Annotated in this window: 15 protein-coding genes and 3 pseudogenes; 13 read left to right on the forward strand and 5 right to left on the reverse strand. The window is 61.6% G+C overall.

Features of this window, described 5'->3' with window-relative positions; translation table 11 throughout:
• Positions 1 to 5 precede the first annotated feature (5 nt).
• Genes bioD through DBIPINDM_RS00645 form a run of 3 tightly spaced genes read left to right on the forward strand, consistent with a single transcriptional unit; the run spans position 6 to position 2,886 of the window.
• Positions 6 to 641, forward strand: coding sequence for a dethiobiotin synthase (gene bioD / locus DBIPINDM_RS00635; protein ID WP_258581007.1), 636 nt, complete (start codon positions 6 to 8; stop codon positions 639 to 641).
• Entirely contained in the window at positions 641 to 1,906 is a 1,266-nt protein-coding gene (locus DBIPINDM_RS00640) for an adenosylmethionine--8-amino-7-oxononanoate transaminase (RefSeq protein ID WP_258581008.1), read from the forward strand. Before bioD ends, DBIPINDM_RS00640 begins: the two co-directional genes overlap by 1 nt.
• Entirely contained in the window at positions 1,903 to 2,886 is a 984-nt protein-coding gene (locus tag DBIPINDM_RS00645; RefSeq protein ID WP_258581009.1) for a beta-ketoacyl-ACP synthase III, read from the forward strand. The genes DBIPINDM_RS00640 and DBIPINDM_RS00645 overlap by 4 nt, the downstream gene beginning before the upstream one ends.
• A gap of 109 nt (positions 2,887 to 2,995) precedes the next feature.
• Here DBIPINDM_RS00645 and DBIPINDM_RS00650 read toward each other — a convergent pair.
• Positions 2,996 to 3,283: pseudogene (locus DBIPINDM_RS00650) on the reverse strand (hypothetical protein); the annotation flags it as partial.
• On the opposite strand from DBIPINDM_RS00650, the pseudogene DBIPINDM_RS00655 reads away from it, so the two are divergent.
• From DBIPINDM_RS00655 to tnpB (DBIPINDM_RS00665), 3 genes and pseudogenes are all read left to right on the forward strand, one after another.
• A pseudogene (locus tag DBIPINDM_RS00655) lies at positions 3,171 to 3,471 on the forward strand (MFS transporter); the annotation flags it as partial. The pseudogenes DBIPINDM_RS00650 and DBIPINDM_RS00655 sit on opposite strands and share 113 nt — an antisense overlap.
• Positions 3,472 to 4,153: 682 nt before the next feature.
• On the forward strand, positions 4,154 to 4,591 hold the full coding sequence (tnpA, locus tag DBIPINDM_RS00660) for an IS66-like element accessory protein TnpA (protein WP_258581011.1): 438 nt from the start codon (positions 4,154 to 4,156) through the stop codon (positions 4,589 to 4,591).
• The gene (tnpB, locus tag DBIPINDM_RS00665; RefSeq protein WP_258580929.1) at positions 4,588 to 4,797 is read left to right on the forward strand and encodes an IS66 family insertion sequence element accessory protein TnpB; all 210 of its coding nucleotides are present in this window, start codon (positions 4,588 to 4,590) and stop codon (positions 4,795 to 4,797) included. Before tnpA ends, tnpB (DBIPINDM_RS00665) begins: the two co-directional genes overlap by 4 nt.
• Positions 4,798 to 4,803: 6 nt before the next feature.
• On the opposite strand, the gene DBIPINDM_RS00670 is transcribed toward tnpB (DBIPINDM_RS00665), so the two are convergent.
• From DBIPINDM_RS00670 to DBIPINDM_RS43520, 3 genes are all read right to left on the reverse strand, one after another.
• Complete coding sequence (locus tag DBIPINDM_RS00670; RefSeq protein ID WP_258580930.1) at positions 4,804 to 6,921, reverse strand: recombinase family protein; 2,118 nt, start codon at positions 6,919 to 6,921, stop codon at positions 4,804 to 4,806.
• A 304-nt stretch (positions 6,922 to 7,225) separates the two neighbouring features.
• Positions 7,226 to 7,648 (reverse strand): helix-turn-helix domain-containing protein, encoded by a 423-nt coding sequence (locus tag DBIPINDM_RS00675; RefSeq protein WP_258580931.1) that lies wholly within the window; start codon positions 7,646 to 7,648, stop codon positions 7,226 to 7,228.
• A 160-nt stretch (positions 7,649 to 7,808) separates the two neighbouring features.
• A complete protein-coding gene (locus DBIPINDM_RS43520) occupies positions 7,809 to 8,141 on the reverse strand; it encodes a DUF5372 family protein (RefSeq protein ID WP_416361686.1) in 333 nt (110 codons plus the stop codon).
• Between the two features lie 20 nt (positions 8,142 to 8,161).
• Here DBIPINDM_RS43520 and tnpB (DBIPINDM_RS00680) point away from each other — a divergent pair, with 20 nt between their 5' ends.
• Together tnpB (DBIPINDM_RS00680) and tnpC are read left to right on the forward strand one after the other, a co-directional pair.
• Positions 8,162 to 8,338, forward strand: coding sequence for an IS66 family insertion sequence element accessory protein TnpB (gene tnpB, locus DBIPINDM_RS00680; RefSeq protein WP_095090153.1), 177 nt, complete (start codon positions 8,162 to 8,164; stop codon positions 8,336 to 8,338).
• 71 nt (positions 8,339 to 8,409) lie between these two features.
• Positions 8,410 to 9,708 (forward strand): annotated as a pseudogene (tnpC, locus tag DBIPINDM_RS00685) (IS66 family transposase); the annotation flags it as partial.
• Between the two features lie 84 nt (positions 9,709 to 9,792).
• Here the strand turns inward: tnpC and DBIPINDM_RS00690 are convergent.
• On the reverse strand, positions 9,793 to 11,862 hold the full coding sequence (locus tag DBIPINDM_RS00690) for a recombinase family protein (protein WP_258580692.1): 2,070 nt from the start codon (positions 11,860 to 11,862) through the stop codon (positions 9,793 to 9,795).
• 245 nt (positions 11,863 to 12,107) lie between these two features.
• Here DBIPINDM_RS00690 and DBIPINDM_RS00695 point away from each other — a divergent pair, with 245 nt between their 5' ends.
• From DBIPINDM_RS00695 to istB, 5 genes are all read left to right on the forward strand, one after another.
• Positions 12,108 to 12,353: a hypothetical protein gene (locus tag DBIPINDM_RS00695; RefSeq protein WP_258581012.1), complete on the forward strand. Its 246-nt coding sequence runs from the start codon at positions 12,108 to 12,110 to the stop codon at positions 12,351 to 12,353.
• On the forward strand, positions 12,350 to 12,583 hold the full coding sequence (locus DBIPINDM_RS00700; protein ID WP_258581013.1) for an IS66 family transposase: 234 nt from the start codon (positions 12,350 to 12,352) through the stop codon (positions 12,581 to 12,583). The genes DBIPINDM_RS00695 and DBIPINDM_RS00700 overlap by 4 nt, the downstream gene beginning before the upstream one ends.
• Positions 12,580 to 13,179: a UPF0149 family protein gene (locus DBIPINDM_RS00705; RefSeq protein WP_258580933.1), complete on the forward strand. Its 600-nt coding sequence runs from the start codon at positions 12,580 to 12,582 to the stop codon at positions 13,177 to 13,179. The genes DBIPINDM_RS00700 and DBIPINDM_RS00705 overlap by 4 nt, the downstream gene beginning before the upstream one ends.
• Before the next feature lie 185 nt (positions 13,180 to 13,364).
• Positions 13,365 to 14,903, forward strand: a complete 1,539-nt coding sequence (gene istA, locus DBIPINDM_RS00710; protein WP_258581014.1) for an IS21 family transposase — start codon at positions 13,365 to 13,367, stop codon at positions 14,901 to 14,903.
• A gap of 22 nt (positions 14,904 to 14,925) precedes the next feature.
• Positions 14,926 to 15,678: an IS21-like element helper ATPase IstB gene (gene istB / locus DBIPINDM_RS00715; RefSeq protein ID WP_258581227.1), complete on the forward strand. Its 753-nt coding sequence runs from the start codon at positions 14,926 to 14,928 to the stop codon at positions 15,676 to 15,678.
• Positions 15,679 to 15,733: the final 55 nt, after the last annotated feature.

Consider the following 15,733-nt stretch of genomic DNA (forward strand, 5'->3'; position numbering starts at 1 on the left):
GCGGCATGACCCAACGCATCGTCATCACCGGAACAGACACCGGAATTGGCAAGACCGTGTTTGCGGCTGGGCTCGCCGGCCTGCTCGACGGCTTCTACTGGAAGCCGGTGCAATCGGGCCTCGACGGCGAGACCGACAGCGAGGTGGTTGGGCGGCTTGCCGGCCTGCCGCCGGGGCGCGTGCTGCCGGAAGCCTACCGCTTGAAGAGCCCGCTGTCGCCGCATCGTTCGGCCGAAATCGACGGCGTCGCCATCAAGGCTGCCGATCTTTCATTTCCGGTCCTGCCGACGCCGCTCGTCATCGAGGGCGCGGGCGGACTGATGGTGCCGCTCAACCGGCGCACAAGATTCATCGATTTATTCGAGCAGTGGCAGTTGCCGGTCATCCTGTGCGCCCGCACCGCGCTCGGCACCATCAACCACACGCTCCTCTCAATCGAAGCTCTGCGAGCCCGCTCTATCCCAATCATCGGCGTCGCTTTTGTCGGCGACGAGGTGGCAGACACGCAAAGGACAGTTGTGGAATTCGGCGGGGTGCCGCAGCTTGGCAGGCTGCCGTATCTCGACCCGCTGACGGAAAAGACGCTGAGAGACGCAATGATTGCCGGCTTCGCCTTCGCCTCGATTACGGGAGATCACTGATGTCGCAGTCCCGTGTGTGGCATCCCTTCACCCAGCACGCGCTCGAGCCGGCGATCCCTGAAATCGTCATGACCGAGGGCGCCTATCTCCACAAGGCCGACGGCGCGCGTATCCTGGACGCTATCTCCTCCTGGTGGGTCGTCACGCACGGCCACCGCCATCCGCGCATCATGAAGGCTATCGAAACAACCGCGTCGAGCCTCGACCAGATTATCTTTGCGGGCTTCACGCACGAGCCGGCAGAGCGCTTGGCCAAGGCGCTTGTCGGCCTCGCTCCCGCCGGACTCGATTGGGTGTTCTATTCCGACAGCGGCTCGACCTGCGTCGAAGTCGCGCTGAAGATGGCGCTCGGTTATTTCCGCAATATCGGCGCCCCGCGCTCGCGCATCGTCGTGATGGAGCACAGCTATCATGGCGACACGATCGGCACGATGAGTGTCGGCGCCCGCGGCGTGTTCAACGCCGCCTACGAACCCTTGCTGTTCGAAGTCGACACCATCCCCTTCCCGGCCGCGGGACGCGAACAAGAGACGCTGGATCGGTTCGAGGCAGTTGCCCGCGACCTGCGCGCCGCCGCGCTGATCGTCGAGCCGCTGGTGCTTGGCGCCGGCGGCATGCTGATGTATCCGGCTTCGGTTCTGACGGAACTGAAAAAAATCGCCGAAGTCTCCGGCACGCTGCTGATCGCCGACGAAGTGATGACCGGCTGGGGGCGAACAGGAACCATGTTCGCCTGCGAGCAGGCGTCCATCTCTCCTGATATTTTGTGCACCTCGAAGGGCTTGACCGGCGGCGTGATCCCTCTGGCGGCCACGCTCGCCACCGATGCCATCTTCCAGGCTCACTACTCCGAGGACCGGACGAAGACGCTTTTCCATTCGAGCTCCTACACCGCCAACCCGATTGCCTGCGCGGCAGCACTCGCCAACGTCGAGATCTGGCATGACGAACCGGTGGCCGAGCGTATCGCGGCCCTGAGCGCGCGACAGGCCGCCGGGCTTCGGCGCTTTGGCGACAATCCGTTCTTCACCAACATCCGGGCGACCGGGACGATAGTGGCTCTCGATCTGCGCACCGGCTCAGCCGGCTATCTTGCCGAGATCGGGCCGAAGCTGCGCGCATTCTTCCTCGACAAGGGGCTGCTCGTGCGTCCGCTCGGCAATGTCCTCTATCTTCTGCCGCCTTATTGCATCACCAGCGACGAGCTGGTCGGACTCCATGACGCTATCGAGGAGGCCGGCGAACGCTTCGGCTCAAAGCCATGAGCAGATCATCGCGCATTCTCGGGTTTGGTCATCATGTGCCGTCGCGAAAGGTCGAGAACCCGGAAATCGAAAATCGGCTCGGGCTCGAACCCGGCTGGATCGAGCGGCGGACCGGGATACGGTCACGCTTCTGGGCAACGGACGAAGACACGTTATCGGGCCTTGCCGCCTCTGCCGGCGACATGGCGCTGGCGAATGCCGGCATCGACCGGAGCGACATCGGCCTGCTGTTGCTTGCGACCTCGACCCCCGACCACCTTCTTCCGCCCAGCGCGCCGCTGGTAGCACACCGGCTGGGGCTCGGCCGGGCCGGCGCGATCGACCTGACCGGTGCCTGCGCAGGCTTCATCTATGCGCTGATGTTCGCCGACGGGTTCACCCGGCTGCACGGTAAGGCGAGCCTGGTCATCGCCGCCAACATCCTTAGCCGCCGCATCAATCCGGCCGAGCGCGCCAGCGCCGTGCTGTTTGCCGATGCCGCCGGCGCCGTGGTGATTGGTCCGTGCGATAACCCGGATCGAGGCATTCTCGGCGCTTCGGTGGATTCCGACGGCTCACGCTACGGGCTGATCCAGATTCCCGCTGGCGGAAGCAACACGCCGTTCCATCGCGACCTCGACCCCGAGCAGACGCGGATGACGATCACCGACGGCCGCGAAGTGTTCGCCAAGGCCGTGGACATGATGACTGCCTGCTCGCAGGACGCGCTCGCCGCGGCCAAAATGCGGCCGCAGGACATCGACCGGTTCGTGCCGCACCAGGCCAACGCGCGCATTTTCGATGCCGTTGGGAGAAACCTCGGCATAGCAGATCATGCGATCGTCAAGACGATCGTCGACTACGGCAACTCTTCCGCCGCGACGACCCCACTGTCGCTGTCGCTGGCCAACCAAGCGGAGCCGTTCCGGCAGGGCGAGAAGATCCTTCTGGCGGCAGCGGGTGCGGGTCTCAGCGGCGGGGCCCTCATCGTTGGAACTTAGCGGAACGCTCGGCCACGCACAGGACTGTCATGAATGAAGCTAGGATGGCCCAATGCGAAAATAGTCGCCTGCAAGCTCCATGGCTCTGGTTCCCTGACGCGAGAGCCAATCACCGTGCCGACGACCTTTTTCGAGCAGGACGAGCGGCAAGGCCACCTGACTGGGCGAGGTCTGCCTGGCGCTGGCTGCCGGCGTGGAGGTGGCTGAACCCGGCAACGTCATGCAGTGCGAAAAAAATCCCCATATGCCCGTTTTCAACGACGCTCGCTCCATTTCGAAACCAGGTGTTTCGCCCGATCTGGACGGCCACACAAATATCCAGCCTCGGGTGGCTCGTGCAAACGGTTGCCATCAGTTGGGCAAGGGCTGAGAGGAAGAATACTGGCAATGTGGATGCGGCCTGCACGAGCGCAACCATCAAATCGGACGCTGAAATGGTTGCCATCACCGCTTATGTCTGTCGGATACAATATTGTGCGCAGCGTTGGTCCGGCTTTTGGCGGCGTAATCCTGGCATTCTTTGGACCGCTGGCCGCTTTCGCTTTGGCTGCGGTGAGTGATCTGGCGCCCCTGGCCGTCTACCGACATTCGGATCTTGGTAATCGAAGGCTGGTTATGGGCCTTCTTCCCGGTCGCCGCCTGCTGGTTGGCACGAACCAATGTGCTGTCGAGCATCACTTAGTAATTCTGAGGATCCCGATCAGGTCAGCGAATATCCGTTCCCATACCGGCCTTACCGCGCCTGAAGTGTGCAGGCTTTCGAGGCGCTGGCATTGCTCGCTACTCAGTTCATATCGCCGGGCCATCCCTCGCTCCAGATCGAATCTCAACGCAGATTTGAATCGTGAATGTCGATTGGCCAGGTGAGGGTTATCATGGCCCTCTCAGCTTTGCTGAGACTGACCTATGGCCAAAAGTCCCGTAGATGCAGTGTGGAATGACAATCCACAGACTCCCACCATATTGCGCTTAGAGACGCCCTCCTTCTGTGGCCGAGATGGGCGCCAACGCTGTTGTCGTGGCCGCGCCGCGATGCGGGTGAGCTCGACGGTTTGTCAGCCGCACCTCGGTGCGTGTCGCTGAAGACCAATTGCCTCTGGAGTGCGAACCTGCGGGCCTTTTCCCCGCGCGGCCTCCCGCTTGGCCTTCGCTGCGGATTTCAGAGGATCGTGGGCACCCATTTCAGAGGATCGTGGGCAGTGATTTCACGGTAAGCGGTGCGCCAAGGCACCTTGCAAGATGCCGATGAACATGGAGGTTTCGGGCCATGACATTGGAACATGCAACGGGCGATATGGTCGCCGAGTTAAGCGGCGCCGCAGCGGCCGAAGATCTTAAAACGGTGCCCGGGCGCGTGCGGCAACGAAGGCTGTGGAGTTGCACTGAGAAGCGCGCGTTGGTCGACCTGGCGAGCGCGGCGGGGTCGTCGGTGACCGAGGTCGCGGAAGCGTTCGGCGTAGCTCCGTCACAGCTCTATGCCTGGCGCAAGCAGATGGCCGGCGGCGAGCTCAATGCCGATCAGGCGATGGCAACCTTCGCGCGCATCGACGTGAGCGATCTGCCGGGTGTCGAACGCCCCGTCGCCGATTGCCCGGACCCGGCCGGCAGGATCGTCGTGGCCTTTCCGAATGGCGCGCGATTGCGGATCGACGGGACCATCGATCCGACAGCACTGCGCATCGTCCTGGCGGAGTTGACCAGGTGATCACGGTTGTGCCGACCGACCGGATTTACCTGTGCTGCGGCGCGACCGACATGCGTCGCGGGATCAATAGCCTGGCGCGGATGGTGCAGCAGGTGCTCGCGCTCAACCCGCACACTGGCGCGATCTTCTGCTTCCGTGGACGCAAGGGTCATATCATCAAGATTCTGGCGCATGACGACCAGGGGTTCTGCCTGTTCACCAACTAACTGGCTTCATACTACAGCCCTTTCCTTGAGATCGGAGCATTTTGAGGAGTTGAGTTGGCGGATGGCCTCTGCCCGATGGGCAAGCTGGTTCCATCGGCTGCACTGTTTGGCTGGGACGTGCGGTCCGGGCAGTTCATAGAGGCCGATATAGCCGTTGTAGGCATGTCTTTTCACGATGCCGTATTTCGCCCATCTGACCAGGGTGCATTCGGTGATTCCAAGTTTTGCGCAGGCTTCTGCTTTTGTCAGCATTCCCCGCTCGCGCAGCCGGTCGTAGCGCGAGCGCAGACCATATTGCTTGACGAGATAGATGACGCGCAAGTCGCTGAACTGGGTGTCAGCCTTACCGCGCCGCGCTGAGCCGCCGGGACGGATTCCCCTTGCATTCAGGATGTCAGCGATTTCAGCGCAGATATGCTCGTCGAGAAGCTTGTCGACCAATTCGACCACCTCGGGCCGGGTCTTTACCTGCTGTGCGGAGGTTTTCGGGTTCTGAGTGATCAATGTTTCGGTCTTTCCGCCTCTGAAGCGGATGTGTATCCGTGTCTCTCCCTCGGCCTGGAACTTGAGCAATGTGATGTCTTCGACGAGATAGGCAAGGAGCCGCTTGCGTTCTCGGTTCGGCAAGGCGGGGTCGCGCCAGACCGTTTTGAAGTCGGCCGTCATGGCGATCAATCGATCGCGGATTGCATCGTCGAGTGTCGCTCGGTCTGCGCGCAGAGCACTCTCTCTTTCTTCTCGTAGATCAGACAGCATGCGCAGTTTGTCGTTCCATTCGCGTTCAAGGGTGTCGGCGACCAGGCGGTTGTTCGGATCGACCAGCATAAACCGCCGCTGTGCAAGATCGGCATCGATTTGGGCGCGTTCGACGGCACGGAGCCGGAGTTTGTCCGCTTCGTCATAGCGCGCTTCGATCTCTTTTCGGATCTCCAGAGCTAACTCCACGGCGGCGGGCGTCATTTCCGCAGCGATCAGTTCACCGATCGCCGCGTCGACGGGCCAGCCTGCGATCGACTGGCAGTGAGGCTCACCCCGAGAGACGTAGGCGCGGCTGCAGACGTACCAAGTGTCCACCTGACCGCGCCGGGTGACGTAACGGGCCCTCATGTGACAGCCACACCGCCCGCATATGACGCGCCCCTGCAACAAAGCCGCGCCTTCGCGCGGTGGCGAGATGCGCGCGGTCTGGTAGCCTTGGCCATTGGCCTCGAGCGCCTTGAGGTTGTGCTGGAACTGCTCCCAGCTGATATAGCCGGGATGTGCGTCCGGGATGCATGCGAGCCATTCATTGGGCTCACGTTTGCGGAACTGTTTCTTTCCGTCGACGGTTCTGCGGTAAAGACGCTGACCATAGGCATAGACGCCCGCGTAGCGAGGATTGTGCAGCGTGCGTAAGGCCGCCGATGTGGTCAGCGGTTGGAAGACCACCCGCTTGCTGTTGCGGAACCGGGATGGGAAGAGCAGACCTTCCCTGGCAAACGCCTTGACGGTCTGCGTGGCCGACCCGACCCGCGAGAACGTCTCGAAGAAGTGGGTGATCATCTCCCGGATCTGAGCGTCTGGATCAAGGACCACATCGCCAACCTCGTTGTAGATGAAGCCGGTCGGAAGGGGACAGCGATATTCGCCGCGGCGTGCTTTGTTGAGAATGCCACCGCGCAACCGGGCTTTGATAACGTGCAACTCGGCCTCGCTCATCGTGCCCTTGAGGCCCAGCAGAAGCCGGTCATTGAAGTTAGCCGGATCGTAGACGCCATCTTCGTCGAGAATGAGCGTGTCGGCCAAAGCGCAGATCTCCAGCAGCCGATGCCAGTCCGCGTTGTTTCTGGCGAGGCGAGAGACTTCCAGGCCCATGACGATCCCCGCGCGCCCCATGCCGACATCGGACACCAAGCGCTGGAAGCCTTCGCGCCACGACGCTGAAGCGCCGGATTCGCCCTGGTCGCTGTCGATGACGGTGATCTGGTCGTCGTGCCATCCAAGCCCGATCGCGCGACCACGAAGATCGTATTGACGCTTGGTGCTTTCGACATTCTCCATGACCTGGCGCATCGATGACTGTCGGATGTAGAGGTAAGCGCTCCGCTCGAGATGATGCGATTGGACCTTGAGCTTTTCGTTCATGCTGTTCTCCGTTCAGGGGCCGCCATCACGATGGCGGCGAGCAAGTGGATGATTGTGCGTCGCTCGGACGTTTCGTCCGCGATCGGCAGCCTGGCTACAGGCGGCGAAGCCGCGGGTGGGGACCAGCCCGGCGCACGCAAGATCGCGCTAACCCAGGCCCACATGCCGCGATGCAGAAGGATGCTAAGACCACTGCGTGCCTCCACAGGGAGCGCGGCACCAAGCGCGGCGGCGCGCAGTATTTCGTATCGCTCCGTGGCGCGGGACTGCATCGCGCAATGCAATTGCGCACCACCACTGATGGTTACGCCGTTTTTTTTACGCCGAGCGCACGCTCGATTGTTCTGGGGTGGACATCGAGGCCGAACTCTGTCCAGAGCCGGTTCGTCAGTTCGCGTGCCCGAATGGGCTCGCCTGGAACCACTTGGGCCCTGAGAAAGGCCAGCACTTCGCTCTGGATCTTGTGCGGGCCGTGCGGGCCGCGCTTCCTCGGTACTAGGCCGGCCAGACCCGCGTCCTCGAAGTCCGCTTTGGCCTGGTAGAAGGTCGGGCGGGAGACGCCATATTCGTCGGACACCTCCGTTACCGACATTTTGTCGACGGATACGCGCCGCAGCATCTCGTACTTCACCTGCACGATGTCGCGCGGATCGAAGAAGCCGTCCTCCCGGAACTTCTGATCGCCGATTTTTTCCGGGGCTGGATTGAGCGTGCCATCCTCGGCCAAAGCGCTGGCTTTCGATTGCCTGTGTTTGACGCTGTCCGACACCTGCGCTGCCCCCCGATGTCGACTCAATTATCGTAATTATAAATATGCCGCGTATGATTAAACTGTCAAGCGTGTATCTGCCAACCAATCGCATATAATCTCTACTAATACAGCACATTCAGCGAAGCCCCCATGGATTTTGCGGCGTTATTTTCCTTACAACATCGGCGAAATTTCCTTTACAATCTTGCGGCGTTGCGCATCTCCCTTGCGATATGAGGCGCTCTACGAGACTGCTGAGTTCCAGTAGGTCGGTGAGGCTGCACAGTGCGCGCCCGTTTCCCGCGACAACCTCAAGGCTGGGCACGGCTGCATCGGTCCATTGCGGCGGAACAGAGCAAATCCGGCCATCGTCAAAGCGCAGCAGCAACAGCTTGCCCGCTCGGTTACCGCGCTTCCCAACGCAGGCACCGTGCTGCCCGGAATACGGATGAAAGGGGTGAGTCACCATCACAAACTGCAACGGGGACGATGAACCGCCTGCATTTCCAAGTGAGTTACAAGCGGCTTACCGATGGTTGTTTTGCCTGGCCAACCACCAAGGATCAGGTCGCCGTGTCGCTCACCAAGGCGCAGCTTTCGCTGCTTTTGGACGGGATCGATTGGCGCCGGCCGAGCAAGATTTATCGACCGCGTTTGGCTGGCTGATTTTGATGTTTCTTATTGATTTTGTGTTGATTCTTCTTCCGTAACGAGGGTCTTTCGGGTATAGGTTTTGGGTGTCGGAACAAGCTCCCTCAATCGCTGATTTCTTCGCTCGGATCGCCCTTCTGGAGGCGGCCGTTTCTGCCCGTGACATCACCATCGCCGAACGCGATGAGCAGCTTCGAAGAGAGCGCGCCGAGGCCGCACTTCGCATCCAGCGCCTGCAGCTGCGGATCGATCGCTTCAACCGCAAGGCCTTCGGCCGTTCGTCCGAGAAGCTGGGCCAGATGCGGCTCGAACTCGAAGATCTCGAGACCGATTTCGCCGCCCGCGTGCCCGATATCGAGCTGCCCATCGTCGCTGACACCGACAAGGTGCGGGTGTTGCCGGTGCGCAAGCTCAACCCGAACCTGCCGCGCAAGCGGGTCGTTCGCGAGCCGTCTTGCGCATGTTGCCCGGGCTGTGGCGGCGATCTGCGCGCCATGGGCGAAGATAGCGACGAGATGCTCGATCTGGTTGCCCAGGCCTGGCAGGTGATGGAGACCATTCGACCCAAGTACAGCTGCCGGACCTGCGATAAAATCATCCAGGCGCCGGCGCCAGCCAAGGCCATTGCACGCGGCAAGCTCAGCTATGCCGCGCTCGCCCATATCATGATGGCGAAGTGGGGCTATCATCTGCCCTTCTACCGTCTGGCCCAGATGATGGCCGCCAAGGGCGTCGATATCGAGCGTTCCACGCTTGCGCGCAGCGCCGGCTACGCCGCCGCCTTGCTCGATCCGATCTACAACCGCATCCGCGAGATCGGCCGTACCCGCACCAAGATCCACACCGACGACACGCGGCTTCCGATCCTGGCGCCCGGCAACGGCAAGACACACAAGGGCGCGCTCTGGGTTTACGTCGCCGACGACCGCAACTCGGGTTCGCAGGAGCCGCCGATCGCCTGGTATCGCGCCACCATGGGCCGCGCCGGCGAGAGCGTGATGACCGAGCTCGCCGGATTTGCCGGCACGCTCCAGGCCGACGGTTTCAGCGGCTATAACCAGATCTACAAGGGCGGCGCCATTCGAGAAGCTGCCTGCCTGGCCCATCTGCGTCGCAAGATATTCGACGTTCACGACAGCCAGCCGACCGCGCTCAGCACGACGGCGATGGCCGGTATCCAGGCGATCTACCGGATCGAGGAAGAGATACGGGGACTCCCGCCCGCCGAGAGATTGGCCGCACGACGAAGTCGGACCCGACCACTGGTCCGCGCGCTGCGACGACAGCTCACGCGCCAGGGCAACGGTTTGTCGCGCCATGCCGATATCGCCAAGGCCTTCGCCTATGGCACCAGACGATGGCGCGCGTTCAATCGCTTCCTCTACGATGGCCAGCTCGAGCCCGACAACCTGATCGCGGAGCGGGCCATTCGTGGATTTGCAACGACCGATTCATACTGCACCTCCTCCTCAAACGTCCGGAAACAGGGACTTTTGGTTTTCCATTTTGATGCGACACGGGCCCCTGTGACGCGGAAACTGGGTTACTTGATCCTTTTCCAGGTCCGTGGCTCGTATTTGGTGCGGCGCATCCGGAACAACCTGCTCGGTAGGGAGCACGCCCTCCTTGATCAGTCGACGGACACGATGGGCTGTAACTCCAAGCTTTTTGGCAGCTTCGGTCAGCGTGAGCCATTCGCCATTCTTTTCGGCGGATCGGTAGCCGTGGATTTTATGGACCGTGCGCAGTGCCCCGACACGGCGCGCCGTCCAGGTTTTGCCTTGTCCGGTCTGCATTCCCATCCGGTTGAGAGTGGCGGCAATGTTTGCGTCGGACCAGCGGGTAGCCATAGACCGCATGACGGCAAGGGCGGCCTCCGGAGTACTCTGGCCATGTTCGCCAGCTTTGGGTTTGCGAATACGCAGCTGGGAGTGCTGGCCACCCCTCCAGTGGATCGTCAAAATAACTTCACGTTGCTCTTCATCGACGTCAGCGATGATATCCGACACGAGGGTGCGGAGGAGCTGCTGACGGCAACGCATATCGACGTCAGGCGCGCGCCAGGCAGCCTCCAGGTCGGTGGCAATGCCAGCAAAATCGGGAACTGGGGTGACAAGATCGATTTGTCGCGCTTGGGCCAAACCCGCTTCACAGGCTTCCACGCGCCTGAGCGCTGCCTCCCAGCTCTTCTCAAGTTGGGCAGCGATCAGCCGGTTGTCGGGGTCGCAAGCGGCATAGCGACGCTCAGCGAGAGATGCCTCGTATCGAGCTTGCTGCAAGTCCAGCTCCACCATACGGTGTCGTTCTTCCAGATTATCCCGATGCGCACGATCAGCTTCCATTGCGGCCTCGATCGCCATTGGCGTCACGGCTCTCAATATCTCTTTGCCGATGGCAGGGTCGATGCGAGATGCGCCAAAAGTCATGCATCGCGGCTTGGCCAGCATCTGGTTGATACGTTCGCAGCGGTAATAGGGATGACCCGGAGGCCGGCCCGAATAGACAACGCCCAACCGCCTTCCACATCGGCCGCAGGTGAGCAGGCCCGCAAGCAGCGCACGGCCGCCACGACCCGACTTGATGCCGCCTTTCTGTCCAAAGGCATTGACGGCGATATGGCTCTGGTTCCGCTCAAACTCACTCCAATCGATATAACCTTCATGATGATCCTGGAGCAGCACTTCCCACGTTCCAAAGGGCTTGTTGTGGCCGTAGCTTTTGCGAGCCCTGCCATCGACAATCTCCGTTCGCTTCTCGCTTTTACCATAGACATAGACCCCGGCGTAGAATGGGTTCTTCAGGATCGAAATAACACTTCGATAGCGAACCGGCACCCAGTCGAAGGACACCGTTTTGCGCCCGTCAGAAGGGCGGGGAAAATGGAAATTATCAGCCGTCAGCGAAATCAGCACCTGGCGGGCGCTGCCAAGCTCGCGGAAGCGCGAAAAGATGAGGCGGATCGCCTGCTGTACCCGAAGATCAGGATCAAGCCCCAGACCGTATTCACGATGCCAGATATAGCCGATCGGAACACTGAGGCGCAGTTCCCCCCGCCGCGCTTTGGCGCGAGCCGCGTCAAGCATGCGCGTTCGCAATATGCCGAGCTCAAACTCGCTGATGCTGCCCTTCATACCCAACAACAATCGATCGTTAGGCCGACAAGGATCGTACACCCCGTCGAGATCTATGACGCGCGCTTCAACCAGGCCGCACAGTTCCAGGAGGTGGTGCCAATCCCGGCCGTTACGGGAAAGGCGCGATGCGTCGAGGCAGAGCACTGCGCCAACTTTGCCTGTGCACAGGCCGCTCACCAGTCGCTCGAAACCAGGGCGGTCGACAGCGCCGCTGGCGGTCCGACCAAGGTCATCGTCGATCACCTCGACATCATGGAATCCCCAGCGGCGCGCAACATCCACAAGTTCATATTGTCGCCGCTGGCTTTCCAGGTTGTTCTGGACCTGACCGGGGGTCGACTGTCGAACGTAGACCACAGCTTTGCGCTTCAGCACCGTCGCTGGAAGGAGATCATTGCCCGTCATCGCTCGTCTCCTTCGTCGCGACGCCGGCCGCGGCCATCAGGAGGGTCGCCAGCCTGGCGACAACAACGCTTCGTTCCGGGTCGCTCAGGCCTCGCATCTGCGGCGTATCGAGCGGCATGCTCAGCTGCTGGGTCAGCACCGGTAATGTCGAGGGTGGTGGTGGTAAAGCCTTCATGGCGCGCCTCCTGGATGGCCGTGAGTCCATCCGTCGAAGTCTGCCTGAAACCGCGCTCGGTAAGCAGTCTATGAAGCTCTACAAGTCCAATCACCGCAACGCGCGGTTCGCCCATCTCCATGTTGGCGCAAAACGCCCGATCCAGCATCCACTCTGCGACCTGAATGATCTCACCCGGCCTAATCTCGACCCGAATGATCGAACCGTTAGCCCGATCCTCCCGACCTTCATGCCGGAATCGGCCGCCGTAATATGGATGCCAGCGATAATGAAACTCTACCATCTGCCCGACATGGGCAGAATGACCCTGCGATGACAGTCGGCCGACGCAACTGGCTTTTCTCGGGCAGCTTCGCCGCGGCAGAGCGGTCAGCGGTCGTGCTCAGCATCATTGAGACGTGCAAGCTTTGCGGCGTCGATGCCGAAGCCTACATGGCCGACGTCACCGAGCGCATCCAGAATGATTGGCCAGCCTCGCGCTGGGACGAACTGATGCCGTGGAATTGGGTGCGCCGCGAAGAGATGCAGCTCTCCTTGGCGGCATGAGCGCGCTCGATGACATGGCGCTGTCGGACGAGGCGCTCGAGGCCTGGATGGCTGCCAAGACCAACCGCCCGCTGGTGCGGACCATGTCGGCGCTGGATGGCTTCGTAACGGCGGCGGTCACCGGGCCGCGCTACCCGGACCCGCAAGACTGGATGTGCCCGCTCATGGGGTTGCGGCGCGACGTCCTGGCCAAAGGGTCTGCAACCGATCACGCCGTGTTTGCCAGCGTCGCCAGGATCCACAACCGGATCAACGAGACGCTCTTCGACAGACCGCAGGATTATGCGCCTCGATTCGCCACAAAGTCCAGCGGCGGCATCGACCCCCGGCCGTGGTGCCAGGGGTTCTATGCGGCCATGACTCTCAACATCAAAAGCTGGAAATCGCTACTCGACCTCGACAACCCCAACCACGGCCTGTTGCTGCCGATCCTGATCTACTGCGTCGACAAAAAGGGCAGGCCCGTCCTCGGCAAGCCCAGGCCGGGGCCAGAGACCGCGCACTTCATCGAACACGAGGCCTACAAAGACATCGCCCTCGTCATCCCCGCCCTCCGCGAACTCCACTACGTCACCCGTTATGACGACCCGGAGTGATCGGCGCCGGCGCGCGGACCAACGGCTGATGTACTATAGGCGCACCAGACGATTTCGGGAAAGGCGCCTTGGCGCACCGCTTACATTTCACGCGATCGTGGGCACCTTTAGAGCAAGGGTGAAGGGATCCCGACCGACAATCTGACTGGGCTATGGACACACTCGTTTTGACACGAGGAATCCAGATGCCGACCGAGAGATTGTCGATGCGCCGCATACGCGAACTATTGCGACTGAAGTACGAGAGCGGGCTTAGCAGCCGGCTGATTGCCAAGTCGTTGGGGATCAGCAAAGGGGCCGTGGGAATTTACCTTCACCGGGCCAATGCAGCCAACCTAACCTGGCCGTTGCCCGAGGCGATGACCGACACGAGCCTGGAACGGTTGCTGTTTCCGGGGCAGGTCTGCGTCAAGACCGACCGCGGCCCCGAGCCTGACTGGGCTCATGTCGATCGGGAACTGCGCCGCCCCGGAGTGACGCGTTCCCTGCTCTGGGTGGAATATCGCACGGACCGTCCCAACGGCTATGGCTATACCTGGTTCTGCACGAGCTACGAGGCCTGGAAGCAGCGCGTGTCGCCAACGATGCGCCAACGCCACGCCGCCGGTGAGAAGGTGTTTGTCGATTACGCCGGCGACACCATCGATATCGTCGACCCGATAACGGGCGAAGCTCAGGCCATGAAGTTGTTCGTCGGCGCATTGGGAGCCTCCAGCTATGTTTACTGCGAGGCTCGGCCGAGCGAAGGGCTCGGCGACTGGATCGGCTGCCATGTCGGCATGTTCGCCGCCTTCGGCGGAGTGGCGACCATCACGGTCTGCGACAATCTCAAGGCGGCTGTGACCAACCCCGACCGCTATGATCCCGGCCTCAACCGTACGTACCAGGATATGGCCAGGCACTATGGCACCACAATCCTGCCAGCACGGCCGTACAAGGCCCGCGATAAGGCAAAAGTCGAAGTTTCGGTTCAAATTGCCCAGAGATGGGTGCTGGCGCGCCTTCGCAACCGCCGCTTCTTCAGCCTGGTTGAACTCAATCAGGCGATCGGTGAGCTGGTCGCCGATCTCAATGGGCGGATCATGCGGGCCTATGGCATGAGCCGGGCCGAACTGTTTGCCGCGGTGGACGCTCCAGCGCTGAGACCTCTGCCGGCCGAGCCTTATGCCTTCGCCCTATGGAAACGCTGTCGGGTGGCGCCCGACTATCATGTCGAAGTCGACGGCAACTGGTATTCGGTGCCCTATCGCCTGATCCGCGAGCTCGTCGATGTCCGCATAGCCGATCGCACTGTGGAAGCCTTCTACAAGGGTGAACGGGTTGCCAGCCACGCCAAGTCCCCGGGCCGGCGCAACCACACTACGCTTTCCGATCACATGCCCAGCGCTCATCGACGGCACGCCTCCTGGACGCCGACCCGGATCAGCTTCGTAGCGGAGAAAATAGGGCCGTCCACAGCAGCCCTGACCACGGCGATCATGATGGCTCGGCCTCATCCCGAGCAAGGGTTCCGCACTTGCCTGGGCATCTTCGCCCTGCAGAAAACCTATGGCGCTGCCTGTCTGGAAGCAGCCTGCCGGCGTGGAAACGCCATCCAGGCCCGCTCTGTTGGCTCCATTCGCTCCATCCTCAAGTCTGGCCTGGACCGCGCCTTCGCGGACCCGGAACCCGAGCCCCAACCCCTGCGCCACGGCAACATCCGTGGCCGCTCCTACTTCCACTGACCCTCATCATCAGGAGAGAAAAATGCTCATACACCCTACCCATGAACGCCTCATCGCCCTTGGCCTGGCCGGCATGGCCAAAGCCTTCGAGGAACAGAGAAACTCGCCCGATCTCGCGGCCCTGACCTTCGAGGAGCGCATCGGCATCATGGCAGACAGGGAAGCGGCGGAACGCGACACCAAGCGCATGACCACCCGTCTCAAATTTGCCGCCCTGCGGCAGAATGCTTGCGTCGAAGATATCGATCTGCGCATCCCACGCGGCATCGACCGCGCCCTTCTAGCCAGGCTTGTCGCCGGCGACTGGATCTCTCGGCACAATAATTTGGCAATCACAGGCCCATGCGGCGTGGGAAAATCGTGGCTTGCCTGTGCCCTGGGCCACAAAGCGTGCCGGGACGGGCGCTCCGTCTCCTACCAGCGTGTCCCGCGCCTGTTCGAGGCAATGGCGCTGGCTCGCGGCGACGGTCGCCATGCCCGCATGCTCAAGTCTCTCGCTCGCGTCGAGCTGCTGATATTGGACGACTGGGGGATCTCGGTGCTCACTCAAAGCCAGCGCATCGACCTGCTGGAGATCCTTGAAGACCGCAACGGGCGGGCCTCCACCATCGTAACAAGCCAAGTGCCCGTCGATCAGTGGCACGAAGTCATCGGCGACGATCCCACCCTTGCCGACGCCATCCTCGACCGCCTCGTTCACAATGCTCACCGCATCAACATGACCGGCGAAAGCTTGCGGAAAATAGCTGGCAAGCAAGCGCTTGACGCCGACTAAAAACCAGTGAACTCATAGCAACCGTCGGTCAGGCTTCTGCTGCCCACGATCGCGT

Origin of the sequence: Mesorhizobium sp. AR02 (assembly GCF_024746835.1) — a bacterium.
GTDB lineage: Bacteria > Pseudomonadota > Alphaproteobacteria > Rhizobiales > Rhizobiaceae > Mesorhizobium.

Coding starts and splice junctions, on each gene's coding strand:
- bioD (WP_258581007.1), top strand. CDS start 6: ATGACCCAACGCATCGTCATCACCGGAACAGACACCGGAATTGGCAAG.
- DBIPINDM_RS00640 (WP_258581008.1), top strand. CDS start 641: ATGTCGCAGTCCCGTGTGTGGCATCCCTTCACCCAGCACGCGCTCGAG.
- DBIPINDM_RS00645 (WP_258581009.1), top strand. CDS start 1,903: ATGAGCAGATCATCGCGCATTCTCGGGTTTGGTCATCATGTGCCGTCG.
- tnpA (WP_258581011.1), top strand. CDS start 4,154: ATGACATTGGAACATGCAACGGGCGATATGGTCGCCGAGTTAAGCGGC.
- DBIPINDM_RS00670 (WP_258580930.1), bottom strand. CDS start 6,921: ATGAACGAAAAGCTCAAGGTCCAATCGCATCATCTCGAGCGGAGCGCT.
- DBIPINDM_RS43520 (WP_416361686.1), bottom strand. CDS start 8,141: ATGGTGACTCACCCCTTTCATCCGTATTCCGGGCAGCACGGTGCCTGC.
- tnpB (WP_095090153.1), top strand. CDS start 8,162: ATGAACCGCCTGCATTTCCAAGTGAGTTACAAGCGGCTTACCGATGGT.
- DBIPINDM_RS00690 (WP_258580692.1), bottom strand. CDS start 11,862: ATGACGGGCAATGATCTCCTTCCAGCGACGGTGCTGAAGCGCAAAGCT.
- DBIPINDM_RS00695 (WP_258581012.1), top strand. CDS start 12,108: ATGAAGCTCTACAAGTCCAATCACCGCAACGCGCGGTTCGCCCATCTC.
- DBIPINDM_RS00700 (WP_258581013.1), top strand. CDS start 12,350: ATGACAGTCGGCCGACGCAACTGGCTTTTCTCGGGCAGCTTCGCCGCG.
- DBIPINDM_RS00705 (WP_258580933.1), top strand. CDS start 12,580: ATGAGCGCGCTCGATGACATGGCGCTGTCGGACGAGGCGCTCGAGGCC.
- istA (WP_258581014.1), top strand. CDS start 13,365: ATGCCGACCGAGAGATTGTCGATGCGCCGCATACGCGAACTATTGCGA.
- istB (WP_258581227.1), top strand. CDS start 14,926: ATGCTCATACACCCTACCCATGAACGCCTCATCGCCCTTGGCCTGGCC.